Genomic DNA, 15229 nt, shown 5'->3' on the forward strand with positions numbered 1-15229 from the left:
AAGAGAATGCCCGCTCTCTCTACTATGCGGATTTAACAGAAACTGATAGAATATAAAAGCGATATATTTAATTCAAAGGGTGTAATGCTTATGTCCGGCAAATCAAAACGTCTCATTAAAGGAACAATCATTTTGAGCATGGCGACACTGATCACGAAAGCTCTCGGACTTATATTCTGGCTTCCATTTCAGAATATTGCCGGAGACCAAGCCATGGGGGTTTACAGACAATCATTTCCCTTCTATTCCATTCTTTTGATGGTAGCGACCGCCGGCGTTCCGATTACCGTGTCCAAATTTGTGGCAGAGCGGGTTTCTGTTGGGGACCACTATGGCGCGAAACGGGTGATGCGGGCAGCTTCTGTCATTCTTTCACTAACAGGATTATGTGCATTCTGTGTTCTTTTTTTTGGTTCCGGTTTCATTTCCGAGGTGATCCTGGACAGCCCCCGAACGGAGAGCTCATTAAAAGTCCTCTCTTTCGCTTTGTTAGTTGTCCCCATCATGGGAGTTACACGCGGATATTTTCAGGGACACCAGGAAATGATCCCCACAGCATCCTCTCAAGTCGTAGAACAAATACTCCGTGTGCTGACGATGGTGATCATTACCTATTGGATGGTTGAAGAGGCGTTCAGTACGGAGATGGTATCTGCCGGTGCCACATTGGGTGCAGTCACTGGAGCCACTGCCGGTTTGCTGGTAATGGGGATCTTTATTATGAAAGATCGCCGAAAGCCATCGGTTCCATCCCACTCTCATCAGGAGGTTGTCAATCAGGAGCCTTTTTTTTCTCTGTCCAAAAAAATCCTGAAATTTGCCATTCCCATATCGATGGGAACGTTGATTCTGCCACTGATCCAATTGATGGATTCAGCGACGGTACCCCGCCTTTTACGCTGGGGACTGGAGGTTTCCACGGTTGAAGCAGAAAAACTGTTCGGGATTTACGGGCGCGGTGAGCCATTTGTCAACTTGATTGCCACCTTTTCTTCAGCGCTCACTCTGGCTCTTATTCCAGCCATTTCCGCGCATATCGCCAAGAAAGAATACGATGCGGTGGAACGCAAAGTTTCCCAGGCCTGGCTCATGACGGTGGTGATCGGCATGCCTTGCGCAGTGGGTCTGGCGATTCTCGCAGAACCGATTACCATTATGATGTATCACAATGAATCCCAGCTTGCTGTGGAAACCAGCTCGGCTGTCCTTGCCACCCTGGCCGTGTCAACCATTTTCAGCACCCTAGCGGTCACCAGTTCGGGAATCCTTCAAGGTCTGGGCTACAATCGACTGCCTGTTCGCCACCTTGGAATAGGGGCGGCCGTAAAAGTCTCCGGCAATTTTATATTTGTCCCTTTCCTCGGTATTACCGGTTCCGCCATTTCCATGGTGTTGGCCTATACGATTGTTTGTTTCTTAAATGTTCGGTCCGTGGTTCGAAACACGGGCGTAAAGGTCCCGTATCGTCGCCTGATCCTCAATCCCATCTTTTGCTCAGGCATTATGAGTGCGGGATTGTTGACATTCCTTTATGGTGCCAATCAATGGTTGGACCCTGGAATGGACCGTTTGTTAAATACCCTTTTGGCGACCGGCCTAATCTTGCCGGGAGCGATCATCTATATCATTGCCTTGTTGCTTTCCAAAACCATTGGCAGAGCCGAAATTCTTCTCCTTCCAAGAGGAGAGCAAATCTGTCACTGGCTGACCCGCCTAAAACTGATTCAGCCCGAAGAAAACTCGATTCCTTCCTGATCCTCACGCCGCCGTCCGGTGGCGTGATCTGTTTTTATGTCAAGGTAGTTTGTCATCGAGTCAACTCTGAGCTGTAACATAATGAAACATTACCTGAAAGGGGGTCCTTTCTTTTTTACCATTGGAGAAGTATCCAAAGTGACAAACCTTTCTCAATACACCCTCCGCCATTACGAAAAAACCGGAATTATTCCTCCCCCCGCACGTAACAGGAATAACCTATCTACACAAAAAGTAATATCCAGTTGATCCGGCTTCTCTCTTCACTGAAGCAAACCGGAATGTCATTAAATGATATCGCTGAGTTTCTAAAGGATGGCTGTATTCTGGAACATGCAGAAGGAAACCTGGATGAACTGAAAGAAATGCTGGAAAAGCGTATCCACCTCTTATCCAATCACTTGATGGATATGCCGATGAAAAGGGAAAAAACTGACCGAAGTGATTCAATTCATTCACTATCGGAGGACCCCAATGATGAATCATAAAATCTATTGGATGCTGTTCGGTTTCTCCTTTTTCACCGGAGCCACCTTTAGTATTCCGTCGCCTTCTTTTCGGCAGCTGATGCTGCCGCCTGGCGCTTCGGTCTGGCTGCTGTCCCCATGTTTGGAGTCCTGATCCGGACTGAACGCGTTCGATGGGAATCACTTCGAGAGAACGTCTATTTTTATCTATTATTGGGTTTTATAGGTATTTTTGTCTTTAATACTTTATTCTTTCTGGGGTTGGCATTTACCTCCCCCATCAACGGGACCTTAATCATGGGGACCAATCCTTTACTGACATTTGACTTGATGGCTCCTAAAGGATTCCATCACCAGACCCCAATGGATGGGGATGATCCTGGCTTTTGCCGGGGTTCTGCTCGTAATTACCCAAGGTTCTTGGGAGTGCGCACCCTTTCCTTCTCTATGGGAGATATCTATATTTTTCTCGGAAATCTCTGCTGGGCCTTGTATGGCGTGTTGGGAAGAAGATTTCTGAAACGCAGCTCTTCGTTGGTTACCCACCACTTACACGATGATCAGCGGGGCTTTTTGCCTAATGGTTGTATCCTTTTTTGTACCCAGCCCCGCATCCATAACCCAAATCCCTATCACTGATTAGGTGTTAACCCCATTTATGGCTGTATTCACCAGTGTTTTGGGATACCTCTACTGGAACAAAGGAATGAAAGAACTGGGCGCAGGAAAAACATCGCTTTTTTTCAACCTGGTACTCGTGGTTGCTATGTTGAGTTCCTTTAACCTGGGTGCACCCTTGACTCTTTTCCAAATGATCGGTACATTCGGTGTCATCTGTGGTATATTGACTGCTTCCGGGTTTTTAGAAAAAACGCTTTAAAATGAGAATATTAGCATTTGCTTATAATCTCGATGTTTCAATGGAAGATAACGAAAACGCAAGCCCGTGATTTCGGGCTTGCGTTTTAATCGTCAGGGATGCGTCCGTTGCATTTCCTGTTGAACGAGCTCTTGTTGTTGCTGTTTTTCTGTCTCGTTCCAGTCCAACAGTTTGGACATGATCTGGATCACTTCATCGATGTTCTCTTCCGCCCGGTGGCGATGAAAATAGAGATCGCCTGTCCGGCGGATCAGAAAGTCATTGGCGGTAACGGTCATTTCTTCCTCTACTGCATATTGCAATTGCGCATGTAACAACTGTTCGGGAGATTGTTCCGCCCGTTCCCAAACGTTTTTCACATGGGAACCGTAGAGGTGGATCAATTCATCCGCACGTTCTTCAGAAAGACCACCCTCTGTTAACTTGCCGATCCATTCCTTGCGGAAGCGGTGAAATCCGTCTCCTCCTCCCAGATCTGCACCACCGCTGATGGAGAGTTGATCCGTTTGACAGGGTGAGAAGGATCTCACTCCCGCCTTTTCCAGACGATGATTGACCAAGTCCACCACCCGCTCCGCCATTTTGCGGAATCCGGTCAATTTTCCTCCGGCAATCGTAATCAGTCCTGTATTGGATTCAAAGATCTCATCTTTTCTGGACAATTCCGAAGGGCTCTTTCCATCCTCATGAATCAGAGGGCGAAGGCCTGCCCAGCCGGACTCTACATCCTCCGGTTTCAACTGGACATCCGGAAAGACGGCGTTCACCCCATCCAGCAAATAGTCCCGATCCTCCACCGTCATCACAGGTGTATCGATGGAATCGTTGTAATTGGTATCCGTCGTTCCAATATAGGTAGTCCGACCCCTGGGAATGGCAAAAACCATTCGCCCGTCCGGTACATCAAAGTAGATCGGCTGTTCAAGGGGGAAACGTTCATAGGGAACCACCAGATGAACGCCTTTTGTCAAGTGAAGACGCTTCCCGGTTAAGGAGCCATCCATCTGACGGAGTTGATCCACCCAGGGACCCGCCGCATTCACAATTTCCCGTGCATAAATATCGTAGGATGTTCCATCGATCCTGTCGTGCACTTTGGCACCAACCACGCGGTTTCCCTCGTACAGGAACGATTCCGCTTCCGCATAGTTGACCGTTTTTGCTCCCCATTGAGCGGCAGTTTTCATCACTTCCAGGGTGAGACGGGCATCATCCGTTCGGTATTCCACATACAGTCCGGACCCTTTCAATCCCTTGCTTGTCAGTAAAGGTTCCTTTTTCAGCGTTTCCTCCCTGGAGAGCATCTTCCTTCGCTCTTCTTTCTTGACACCTGCCAGTTGATCATACAAGTACAGACCAATGGAGGAAGCCAGCTTTCCGTACGTTCCCCCTTCATAGATGGGGAGCATCATCGGCCGGGGCAATACGATATGCGGAGCCCGTTCATAAAGAAGCGCCCGCTCTCGTCCCACTTCCTTCACCAAGTTGATTTCAAACTGTTTCAGATAACGCAGTCCCCCGTGAATCAATTTGGTAGACCGGCTGCTGGTTCCTCCGGCATAATCCTGTTTTTCCACCAAACCGACGGAAAGCCCCCTGGAAGCAGCATCCCAGGCAATCCCCGCCCCGGTGATCCCGCCTCCAATCACCAACAGATCCAGCTGATCGCTTTGCATTTCTTGCAGTAATCCTTTACGGTCCTGAGCAGAAAATCGCATCTTTGAAGCCCCCCTCTCTATATGTTGATTGGAAAGTCAAGATTCCACAGTTTTTCACTGCTGACAGAAACAGCGCTGGCCCCGTTTTGGAACGCATTTTTCACATCGATCGTCCGGCGCAATAAGCCTCCGGCCACAATGGGAATCCCCAGTTTCTCTTTCAGTTCATCAAAAACCCAGGAGGAAACCACGCCAGGCATCACTTCCACTGCATCCGCCTTGGATTGTTTCAGGAGTTGTTTGCCCGTTTCCACAGACATGGTATCCGGAATAAACAGACGTTGAATCACAAACAAGCCTTCTTCCTTGGCAAAGCGCACCAGGTGGGTTCGGGTAGAGAGTACTCCATCCGGCTGTATCTCTTTTTTGATATATTTTATGGCCGCCCGATCATTGCCAAATCCCTGGGCCAAATCCACATGAAGATACACCTGTTTTCCTGTTTCACGCACAGATTTCACTGTTCGGGCCAGGGTATTGATTTCTCCGAACAAAAGAAAACTGACTTCCGGTTTGGAATCCTTTAAACGTCTCAGATCTCTTTCATTCCGCAGCGCAGCGATCACCGGATGCTTGCGGATTCCCGCTTGAAAATCCATCGGTCCCACGACTCCCCTCTAAAAAATGCAAAAAGAGTCCCCACGCGGAAAACAACTGTTGTCCGGGTGAGGGACTCTCCTTTTATCTCCGGTCCCAACGCACAAAAGTAATCGATTGTCATCTTCTATTGTATACCGAAATCGCTTTCCAGAAAAGCCTTATATCGTAACTTTTGTCTGGGTCATCGTCCGTCGAACGGCATCCTGCCATCCTTTGTACAACGCATCGCTGTCCGCTTTTTTCATCTGTGGATGATAGTCGGCATCCACCACCCGGTTCTGTTCAATCGCCTCTTTATCCTGCCAGTATCCGACAGCCAATCCTGCCAGATACGCGGCACCCAGTGCGGTCGTCTCATGCACCACCGGCCGTTTCACAGGAACACCCAACAGATCGGACTGGAACTGCATCAAAAAGTTATTCAGGGCGGCACCGCCATCTACATTTAACTGCTGAAGTTCCATTCCAGCGTCCTGTTTCATCGCTTCCAAAACATCCTTGGTTTGATACGCCAGGGATTCCAAGGCCGCCCGTGCAAAATGGTCCCGACCCGTCCCCCGTGTCAGACCAAAAATGGCTCCACGCGCTTCCATATCCCAGTAAGGAGCACCCAGGCCAACAAAAGCCGGAACCAGGTAAACCCCTTCATTTGACTCCAATCGTTTGGCGCTCTCTTCCGAATCGGATGCCTTTTCCAGTATTTGCAGCCCATCACGCAACCATTGAATGGCCGCACCAGCCACAAAGATACTTCCTTCCAAGGCATACTCCACTTTTCCATCCATTCCCCATGCAATCGTGGTCAACAGCCCATGGGAAGAATGGACCGCACGTTCCCCCGTGTTCATCAGCATAAAGCATCCGGTACCATAGGTGTTTTTCGCCATACCCGGTGAGAAGCAAGCCTGCCCGAATAAAGCAGCCTGTTGATCTCCTGCCACACCGGCAATGGGAACGCGGTGACCCAGGAATGCATTTTCTTCCGTCCATCCGTAGACGGTACTGGAAGGTTTCACTTCCGGAAGCATCTTGCGCGGGACATCCAATACCTGAAGAAGATCATCGTCCCAATCCAGTTCATGGATATTATACATCAAGGTCCGGGAAGCATTGGTATAGTCTGTCACATGAACGGTTCCCCCGGTCAGCTTCCAAATGAGCCAGGTGTCAATCGTACCGAACAGAAGATCTCCTCTCTCCGCTTTTTCCCTAGCTCCATCTACGTGATCCAATATCCATTTTACCTTTGTACCGGAAAAATAGGCGTCTACGACCAAACCCGTCTTTTTTCGGAACAGATCCTCCAATCCCTGTTGCTTTAACTCTTCACAGATTTCTGCCGTCTGGCGGCTTTGCCACACAATCGCATGATAGATCGGTTTCCCCGTATGTTTGTCCCAGACGACTGCGGTTTCCCGTTGATTGGTGATTCCGATTCCTGCTACCTGTTCCGGCTTGATTCCGCTTTCTTTGAAGACGCCCTCCAACACATTTTGGGCGGATTGCCAGATCTCTTCCGCATCATGCTCTACCCAGCCCGGTTGGGGATATAGCTGAGTAAACTCCTGTTGCGACACCCCCTTGATTTGCCCCTGATGATCAAAAAGCATGGCACGAGTGCTGGTAGTGCCCTGGTCAATCGCCAACATATATTTTTCTTCGCTCACAACGCTTCCTCCCCTTCCATTCCAATCATTTTTATGTTCATCCATTGTTATGCTTCGATGGAACGTTGTTCCTTCGCATCTTTTGCCTGAGGCTCCTTTGCCTGAAGATAGGGACGAACCATCCGGTCATAGATGAGACCTCCCAACAAACCACCAATGATCGGTCCTGCAATCGGAACCCAAAAATAACTTTCCGGAGCGGGAAGGGCAACCGATTCCCACCCAGCCATCCAAGCAAACAACTTGGGACCAAAATCCCTCGCGGGGTTGAGAGCAAAGCCGGTCAGGCTTCCAAACGAACCACCGATCATGGCAACCGTCAACCCAATAACAGCAGGTCCCAGGTTGTGTAGAGCCGGCAATTGAGGATTCCGGTCATCCACCACAGCGAGGATTACAATCAACAGCAATGCCGTGATACAGGCTTCCACCAGAAAGGCATCAATGTTGGAGAGAAAAGAAGCCGGGTAAGTGGAAAAGACACCCGCTGTTTGAACACTTTCCTCCGCTCCTCTCGCAATCCCTTCTGCCTTTTCAAAGGTGGAAAAGGCCCCGCGGTACAACCAATACACCAAAGCCGCACCGGAAAAAGCTCCCGCCACTTGCGCCACAATAAAAGGAATCACATTTTTCCAGGGAAAGTCACGAAAGACAGCCATGGTAATCGTTACAGCCGGATTAATATGAGTTCCTGAAACAGAGCCTGTGACATAGATTGCCATGGTTACAGCCAATCCCCAAACCAAGGATAGCTCCCACTGACCAAACTCCGCGCCGTTCAAAACCATTTGTGCCACGGTTCCACACCCGACAAAAATAAGGATCAACGTGCCCAGAAACTCGGAAAGACACTCTCCCCACAACGTTCTGTTCATAATCCTCCTCCTTATTCCGTTTTTCACAAAAAGATTGAGATAACTGCGAAAAAAGGTCGTACTACACCCATGGTCAGAGCCACATTGATGGCATCATGATTGGTGCAGTACGACCTCTCCAGTTCTCCGGTCGTTTGACAGCGCTTTCAAAAAATATTATAAACCAGCTGACCTTATATTGGCAAGAGATCACAACAAGTTTATAACGTTCGTTGCAAATGGGCAAGAAACAGCGGTTCAGCTTTCATGCCGAACCGCTGTAGAGCCCCACTTCTTTACTTCTCCAAACGCCTTCGAAGGTTCTTCCCTTCCTCTTCAAATCCCGGCTTGCCCAAAAGGGCAAACATATTCTTTTTGTACGCTTCCACGCCCGGCTGATCAAAGGGGTTGACTCCCATCAGATAACCACTGATCCCACATGCTTTTTCAAAGAAATAAACCATTTCTCCAAAGGTATAGGCACTGATCTCAGGAACCTTGACAACGAGATTGGGAACTCCGCCATCTGTGTGAGCGAGCAAGGTCCCCTCAAACGCTTTTTGATTCACTTCATCCATCGTACGTCCCGACAAATAATTGAGTCCATCCAGGTTATCCGCATTTTCTTGGATGGTGATTTTCTTATGCGATCGATTGACGAGAATCACCGTCTCAAAAAGGTCCCGACGGCCTTCTTGGATATATTGTCCCATGGAGTGCAAATCAGTGGTAAAGTGGACCGAAGCAGGATAGATTCCTTTTTGGTCTTTTCCTTCACTTTCACCAAAAAGTTGCTTCCACCACTCTGAAAAATATTGAAGAGAAGGCTTATAGTTCACCAAGAGCTCCACGGTCTTCCCTTTCCGATAAAGAAGATTTCGCACCGCCGCATACTGGTACGCTTCATTTTCCAGGTCCGGTTGACGGTATCTCCCGCTGGCATCCTGCGCCCCCGCCATCATTTGATCCACATCAATTCCCGCTACAGCGATCGGCAACAATCCGACAGCAGTCAATACGGAATAACGGCCACCCACATCATCCGGAATGACAAAACGCTGGTATCCTTCTGTATCAGCCAACTGCTTCAGGGCTCCCTTTTGACGGTCTGTGGTGGCATAAATCCGTTTTTTTGCACCTTCCTTTCCATACTGCTTCTCCATCCAGTCCTTGAGAACCCGGAATGCAATCGCCGGTTCCGTGGTGGTGCCGGACTTGGATATGACATTCACACTGACCCGTTTTCCTTCCAAATGCTCCAACAGATCGGTCATATATGTAGAACTGATGTGGTGACCGGCGAAATGAATCTCCGGTCCTTTGCGCTTCTGTTCAGGAAGCTGATTGTAAAACGTATGCGTCAGCATTTCCAAAGCGGCCCGTGCTCCCAGATAAGAACCTCCGATCCCAATAACCACCAATGCATCCGAATCAGAGCGAATTTGTTCCGCCGCCTGCTTGACTCTGGAAAATTCTTCTCTGTCATATTCCGACGGAAGATCGATCCAACCGAGAAATTGATTGCCTGCACCCGTCCCTTGATGAAGCAGGTTATGGGCCGTCCGTACGGCCGGTTCCATTTGGTTCAGTTCATGTTCAGCAAAAAAGGAGAGTGCTTTCGAATAGTCAAATGCCAGTTGATTCGCCATGTTTGTACCTCCATGTTATCCTTTTGTCCAATATTTTATCATGCTTTTCTTGTAAACCTTGTGCCAATCAGAAGAAGTTCTCCACCCTCTCCATCAAGAGAGATGGGCAGCCATTCGAGAACATGTTATGATAGGGAATGGGTCAAAATCAATGCCGTAATGCAATCGATTTTAACCGATCGCCGTCTTCATCGAAGGAGGAAGCATCAAAGTGAATCAACCTCAAACCATCGCCATCATTTCCGCCATGAAGGAAGAACTGGAGCCTTTGAAAGGTCTGCTCACTCTCCAGGAAGAACATCAACTCGGCGGAATGTCTCTGGCGGTAGCTGAATCTTGCGGCCAACGGGTTATTCTGGCTGTTTCAGGGATCGGAAAAGCTAATGCAGCCGCCTGCATACAACACATTATCTCGATTTACAGGCCGGATGAAGTGATCAATATTGGAGCTGCAGGAGCATTAAACCATCGTTTCCAGGTAGGGGACGTTGTACTGGTGACCGAATCCATCCAGCATGATGTGGACTGCACCGGTGTGGGAGAAGCGCCTCATACCTTGCCCCGTGTACCCCGGATCATCCCTTCAAATGAGAGCCTTCTCCAGAGTCTGGAGCAAACGGCTCTGGATATGGAGTTAACGGTTCACAGGGGTCGTGTAGCCACCGGAGATGCTTTTATCTCCAACAATGAGCGCCGCAAGCAAATCCAGGACTGTACACATGCAGACCTGGTGGAAATGGAAACCGCTTCCTTCGCCCAAATTGCTCACTTAAACAGGGTTCCTTTCGTCTCTGTTCGTTCTGTCTCCGACAATGCCGATGGAGTAGCAGAGATCTCTTTTGAAACATTCCTGAGAGAGATTTCAGAGCGGAATGCCACGCTTTTAAAGGGATATCTAACGTCCAAAGCTTCCACAGCCGTCCATGAACCGCTCAAACAGTGAAGGAGGAGTTGGCAATGACTGACCGCTACAATGTGGAATCATTTAATCTGGATCATACACAAGTGGTCGCACCTTATGTCCGGATTGCGGATGTAAAAAGGTTAAATGGTGAAACCATCACTAAATTTGATCTTCGCTTTACACAACCCAACGAACGGTTTATCCCCTCTGACGCCCTGCACTCCCTGGAACACCTGATGGCAGAACACAGCCGTAATCACAGTGCAGACGTAGTTGATCTATCACCCATGGGTTGCCGAACAGGATTCTATCTGATCATGCATGGAGAAAAAACAGCTGATGAGGTAGTCTCTTTGCTTACCCAAACGCTTCAGGACATTCTGGATGCTGACAGCGTGCCGGGATGCTCTCCGATCCATTGTGGGAATTATCGGGACCATGACCTGGATGGAGCCAAATTGTGGGCTCGCCGGATGCTGTCCACCGATGAAAAAGACCTTTTAACGGTGTTTCGGAAGGATTACGCTGAGGATGAATTGAATCGGCTGCCTGATTGGCCTCATCGGTCTGATCGGTAACCTTTATCGATCCAACCTGCCTCAACGGCAGGTTCTTTTTATGGGATCTCCCTCATACAATGGAAAAGGAAGGAGGGGTTTCCTAGTGTTGACCCTTGAAGAACAACAACAAATCAGCCGCATTCGAAAAAAATTGACGAAATTGCAGTTACAAGTGGTTGCCTTTGAAGGCCGGTTTCATCCATCCGATTTAAGAATGGCTCTGGATCAACTCTGCCGGGCAGCGGAAACCTTGACCATCATGCATCTTGAGGATCGCCAACTGTCTCATTCCATTCAATTTGTAGAGGAAAAGTTGACCATCGCCCGCAATGTATTGATGGGACAACAACTGACGAAAAAATAGTCGGCCCCAAAAAAAGGGGCTTTGTTTATGGAATACGATTCGATATGATGATAGAAGTTATTTTTAGAGGTCTGTAGACCAGATTAACCGTTTGCAACGGAAACGAAGGAGTCACTTCATTGATTACATTTCACGAATTGGACCTGAGCCACCCAGTGGTTCAATCCATCACAAACATGGGATTTGAAGAAGCAACACCGATCCAAGCAAAGGCCCTGCCTGTTGCCCTGAAAGGAAACGATTTGATTGGACAGGCCCAGACCGGAACAGGAAAAACAGCGGCATTTGGCATTCCCTTGGTGGAGAAGGCAGATCCGGACCTGGATAAAATTCAGGGGATCATCATTACGCCAACCAGGGAACTGGCGGTTCAGGTTGCGGAAGAATTAAACCGAATCGGCCAGTTTAAAGGAGTCAAAACCTTGCCGATCTATGGAGGGCAGGATATCAATCGGCAGATTCGTTCTCTGAAAAAGAGACCTCATCTGATTGCAGGTACACCCGGACGGCTTCTGGACCATTTGCGACGGAGAACCATTCGAATGGAGCAGGTAAAAATCGCCGTGTTGGATGAAGCGGATGAAATGTTAAACATGGGCTTTATAGAGGATATTGAGTCGATCCTGGATCAGGTGCCGGATACTCGGCAAACCCTCCTTTTCTCGGCTACCATGCCGGAACCCATTCGCCGTTTGGCTAATCGCTTTATGCGCGATCCTGAGTTGATCCGGATTCAGGCAAAGGAAATGACCATGCCCAATATCCAACAGCAATACCTCGAAGTTCCCCAGAAACAGAAGTTTGACACCCTTTGTCGCCTTCTGGATATCCAATCTCCGGAGCTGGCGATCGTTTTTGGACGGACCAAACGACGGGTGGACGAGCTGGCAGAAGGATTGAACAAGCGGGGATACTCTGCTGAGGGAATCCATGGAGATCTCTCTCAAGCACGAAGAAACCAGGTGATGCACCGCTTCCGGGAAGGGACTATCGATATCCTGGTTGCCACGGATGTAGCCGCACGGGGATTGGATATTAGCGGTGTAACGCATGTCTACAACTTTGACATTCCTCAGGACCCGGAAAGCTATGTCCACCGGATTGGCCGCACGGGACGAGCAGGAAAAGCAGGCCTTGCCGTCACATTTGTCACACCCAGGGAAATCGGCCATTTAAAAACAATTGAGCGGATCACGAAAAAGAAAATGACCCGACAACCGATCCCTTCCATGGCGGCAGCAATGGAAGGACAAATGCGTTTGGCTGTGGAAACACTGATGACTCTGGTACACGAGGGTGGCTATCAATCGTACCGAGTATTGGCCGAAGAGTTGTTGGAAGAAACCGATTCGGTCTCTTTATTGGCGGCAGCACTCAAAATCATCACCAAGGAGCCCAATACAACCCCGGTCCGCCTTACAGAGGAAACCTCTCCCTCCCAAAAGCCGAACCACTTCCGGAAAAAGAAATCACATCATCGAACGCATCGACGAAATCGACGGCGCAAGCGGTCCTGACTGCCTCGGAAGTGACAAAACCCCCTTCTATTGTGAAGGGGTTTTTTATATCCCAAATCCTTAAATCAACAGATGAAACAAATGCGGGTCCTTATTGATTTCAATATAGTGAATCCCTTTTTTCTTCATCCGTTCAATCAAAGGCTGATAATCCTCTTTTCGCTTCAATTCAATGCCAACCAAGGCTGGGCCATTTTCCTTGCTGTTCTTTTTTGTGTATTCAAACCGTGTAACATCGTCATCCGGACCGAGCACTTCATCGAGAAATTCCCGGAGCGCACCCGCACGTTGCGGAAAGTTAACCGTAAAATAATGTTTCAGTCCTTCATAGATCAACGACCGCTCCTTGATCTCCTGCATCCGGTCAATATCGTTGTTGCCGCCACTGACAACGCAAACCACATTTTTTCCCCGGATTTCCTCCCGATATTGGTCCAGTGCGGCAATAGCGAGCGCACCCGCCGGTTCAGCCACAATTGCATTTTCGTTGTAAAGATTCAAAATGGTGGTACACACTTTCCCCTCCGGAACAAGAGCGAATTCATCCACCACATTTTTGCAGATCTCTACATTCAACTCGCCCACTTTCCTTACTGCCGCACCATCAACAAATTTATCGATTTCATCCAACACAACGACCTGACCCTTTTCTACCGAGTGTTTCATCGATGGCGCCCCCATCGGTTCCACTCCAATCACACGAGTGGCAGGGCTTATGCTTTTGACATAGGTGCCAACCCCTGCTGCCAGACCCCCACCACCGATTCCGACAAAAAGATAGTCAGCCGTTTCATGAAGGTCATTCAGGATTTCCAGAGCCACAGTTCCTTGTCCAGCAATCGTTTGCTGATTTTCAAAAGGGTGAATAAATTGCATCCCGCTTTTTTCGCTGGTTTTCAACGCCTCTGCCAGAGAGTCATCAAAGGTATCTCCCGTCAGTACAACCTCTACAAAAGATCCTCCAAACCGCTTCACTTGGGACACTTTCTGTTTTGGTGTGGTATTGGGCATAAAAATCCGTCCGGGGATTTGCAAGTTCTGACAGGAAAATGCAACACCCTGGGCATGATTTCCTGCACTCGCACAGATCACTCCCCGTTCCAACGTTTCGGATGGGAGATGACGAATGACATTGTACGCCCCTCGAATCTTAAACGAACGAACGACCTGCAAATCCTCCCGTTTTAGATAAACATTGCAATCATATTTGGAAGAAAGCACCGGATCTCGTTGAAGAGGGGTGTGGGTAATCACATCTTTGAGCAAATGATTGGCAAAGAGGATATCCTCCACACTGACTTGGGAGGTTTCCAGTGTTTTCACTTGGAGTGACCCTTCCGATAACGTTTCCATGACTAAACCCCCGTTCAGATTTTCAGACCATTATACACCGAGTTCCCCTTACCATGGCAATGCTTTCCCGTAAAAAAAATCAAAAAATCTTAAAAAGATCTGATCCATTCACCTTCAAACACATTTTCTGCCACACCTGTCATATAAATCCGTTGATCGTTTTCCTTCCACTCAATCTCCAAGTCCCCACCTTTTAACCGGACAAAAACCCGCCGTCCGGTTTTCCCATTCAATACGGCTGCTACGACAGAGGCACAAGCGCCGGTTCCACAGGCCAAGGTTTCACCAACTCCACGTTCCCAGACCCGCATCTGCAATTCCTCTCTTGAGGTAACTGTGACAATTTCCACATTGACCCGATTGGGAAACAGGGGATGCGATTCCAGGCGGAGGCCCCAGGTTTTCAAGGGAAACCGGGCAGCGTCGTCTACGAAAATCACAGCATGAGGATTCCCCATGGAGACGGCAGTGAAATGAAATGTTTCCCCTTCTACCTCAATCGGATGCGCCACCACTTGACTCTCATTAACTTTGACCGGAATGCGCTCTCCCTTCAGAATCGGCTTCCCCATGTCGACACAGACCCGGCGAACCGTCTGACCATCCGCCTCCACCCAGACACGTTGCAGTCCTGCCTGCGTTTCTATCAAAAGTTCCTTTTTGGCATTGGAAATCCGTTCATAATAATATTTCGCTACACAGCGGACGGCATTTCCACACTGTTCTGCCTCACTTCCATCCCGGTTCAGAATCCGCATCCGAAAATCCCCCTTCTCCGAAGGAAGGATATAGACAAGACCATCCGCTCCCACACCAAAATGACGATCACATAATCGTTCAGCGAGTTCTTTGACTCCGTCCGGCAAGGCTTGAGAGGATATCACAATAAAATCGTTTCCAAGTCCCTGCATCTTCGTAAAGCGAATTCCCTGTGGCATGAT

At 48.7% G+C, this 15229-nt stretch carries 14 protein-coding genes and 1 pseudogene; 8 read left to right on the forward strand and 7 right to left on the reverse strand.

All coding sequences use genetic code 11. The features are described from left to right. The first annotated feature begins 90 nt into the window (after positions 1–90). The 4 genes and pseudogenes from FN782_RS03790 (at position 91) to FN782_RS03805 (ending at position 3102) form a co-directional block, all read left to right on the forward strand. Positions 91–1755 (forward strand): putative polysaccharide biosynthesis protein, encoded by a 1665-nt coding sequence (locus tag FN782_RS03790; protein WP_185956014.1) that lies wholly within the window; start codon positions 91–93, stop codon positions 1753–1755. Positions 1756–1836: 81 nt separating this feature from the next. Then, positions 1837–2004 (forward strand): MerR family DNA-binding transcriptional regulator, encoded by a 168-nt coding sequence (locus FN782_RS17425; protein ID WP_142504455.1) that lies wholly within the window; start codon positions 1837–1839, stop codon positions 2002–2004. Beyond that, positions 2001–2243 carry a MerR family transcriptional regulator gene (locus FN782_RS03800; protein WP_185956015.1) on the forward strand — a complete coding sequence of 81 codons (243 nt, stop codon included), beginning with the start codon at positions 2001–2003 and terminating at the stop codon, positions 2241–2243. The genes FN782_RS17425 and FN782_RS03800 overlap by 4 nt, the downstream gene beginning before the upstream one ends. Next, positions 2230–3102: pseudogene (locus FN782_RS03805) on the forward strand (DMT family transporter). Before FN782_RS03800 ends, FN782_RS03805 begins: the two are co-directional and overlap by 14 nt. 92 nt (positions 3103–3194) lie before the next feature. Here the strand turns inward: FN782_RS03805 and FN782_RS03810 are convergent. From FN782_RS03810 to FN782_RS03830, 5 genes are all read right to left on the reverse strand, one after another. Continuing rightward, on the reverse strand, positions 3195–4820 hold the full coding sequence (locus FN782_RS03810; protein ID WP_142504457.1) for a glycerol-3-phosphate dehydrogenase/oxidase: 1626 nt from the start codon (positions 4818–4820) through the stop codon (positions 3195–3197). Positions 4821–4837: 17 nt separating this feature from the next. Continuing rightward, positions 4838–5419 carry a glycerol-3-phosphate responsive antiterminator gene (locus FN782_RS03815; protein ID WP_142504458.1) on the reverse strand — a complete coding sequence of 194 codons (582 nt, stop codon included), beginning with the start codon at positions 5417–5419 and terminating at the stop codon, positions 4838–4840. Positions 5420–5578: 159 nt separating this feature from the next. Beyond that, positions 5579–7069, reverse strand: coding sequence for a glycerol kinase GlpK (gene glpK / locus FN782_RS03820; protein WP_246064849.1), 1491 nt, complete (start codon positions 7067–7069; stop codon positions 5579–5581). 65 nt (positions 7070–7134) lie between these two features. After that, on the reverse strand, positions 7135–7962 hold the full coding sequence (locus tag FN782_RS03825) for an MIP/aquaporin family protein (RefSeq protein WP_142504460.1): 828 nt from the start codon (positions 7960–7962) through the stop codon (positions 7135–7137). A gap of 275 nt (positions 7963–8237) precedes the next feature. Further along, positions 8238–9590, reverse strand: coding sequence for a glucose-6-phosphate isomerase (locus FN782_RS03830; RefSeq protein ID WP_142504461.1), 1353 nt, complete (start codon positions 9588–9590; stop codon positions 8238–8240). A 211-nt stretch (positions 9591–9801) separates the two neighbouring features. Here FN782_RS03830 and FN782_RS03835 point away from each other — a divergent pair, with 211 nt between their 5' ends. The 4 genes from FN782_RS03835 to cshA all read left to right on the forward strand — a co-directional run bounded on the left by FN782_RS03835 (position 9802) and on the right by cshA (position 12935). Next, the gene (locus FN782_RS03835) at positions 9802–10533 is read left to right on the forward strand and encodes a 5'-methylthioadenosine/adenosylhomocysteine nucleosidase (RefSeq protein WP_142504462.1); all 732 of its coding nucleotides are present in this window, start codon (positions 9802–9804) and stop codon (positions 10531–10533) included. A gap of 14 nt (positions 10534–10547) precedes the next feature. Beyond that, positions 10548–11072 carry an S-ribosylhomocysteine lyase gene (locus tag FN782_RS03840; protein WP_142504463.1) on the forward strand — a complete coding sequence of 175 codons (525 nt, stop codon included), beginning with the start codon at positions 10548–10550 and terminating at the stop codon, positions 11070–11072. A gap of 85 nt (positions 11073–11157) precedes the next feature. Beyond that, positions 11158–11418 (forward strand): hypothetical protein, encoded by a 261-nt coding sequence (locus tag FN782_RS03845; protein WP_142504464.1) that lies wholly within the window; start codon positions 11158–11160, stop codon positions 11416–11418. 119 nt (positions 11419–11537) lie between these two features. Next, complete coding sequence (gene cshA / locus FN782_RS03850; RefSeq protein ID WP_142504465.1) at positions 11538–12935, forward strand: degradosome RNA helicase CshA; 1398 nt, start codon at positions 11538–11540, stop codon at positions 12933–12935. Positions 12936–12995: 60 nt separating this feature from the next. Here cshA and ilvA read toward each other — a convergent pair whose 3' ends face one another. Together ilvA and dapF are read right to left on the reverse strand one after the other, a co-directional pair. Next, a complete protein-coding gene (ilvA, locus tag FN782_RS03855; RefSeq protein ID WP_142504466.1) occupies positions 12996–14288 on the reverse strand; it encodes a threonine ammonia-lyase IlvA in 1293 nt (430 codons plus the stop codon). 89 nt (positions 14289–14377) lie between these two features. Then, positions 14378–15214, reverse strand: a complete 837-nt coding sequence (gene dapF / locus FN782_RS03860; protein WP_142504753.1) for a diaminopimelate epimerase — start codon at positions 15212–15214, stop codon at positions 14378–14380. Positions 15215–15229: the final 15 nt, after the last annotated feature.

The organism is Melghirimyces algeriensis (assembly GCF_900182565.1).
GTDB lineage: Bacteria > Bacillota > Bacilli > Thermoactinomycetales > DSM-45169 > Melghirimyces > Melghirimyces algeriensis.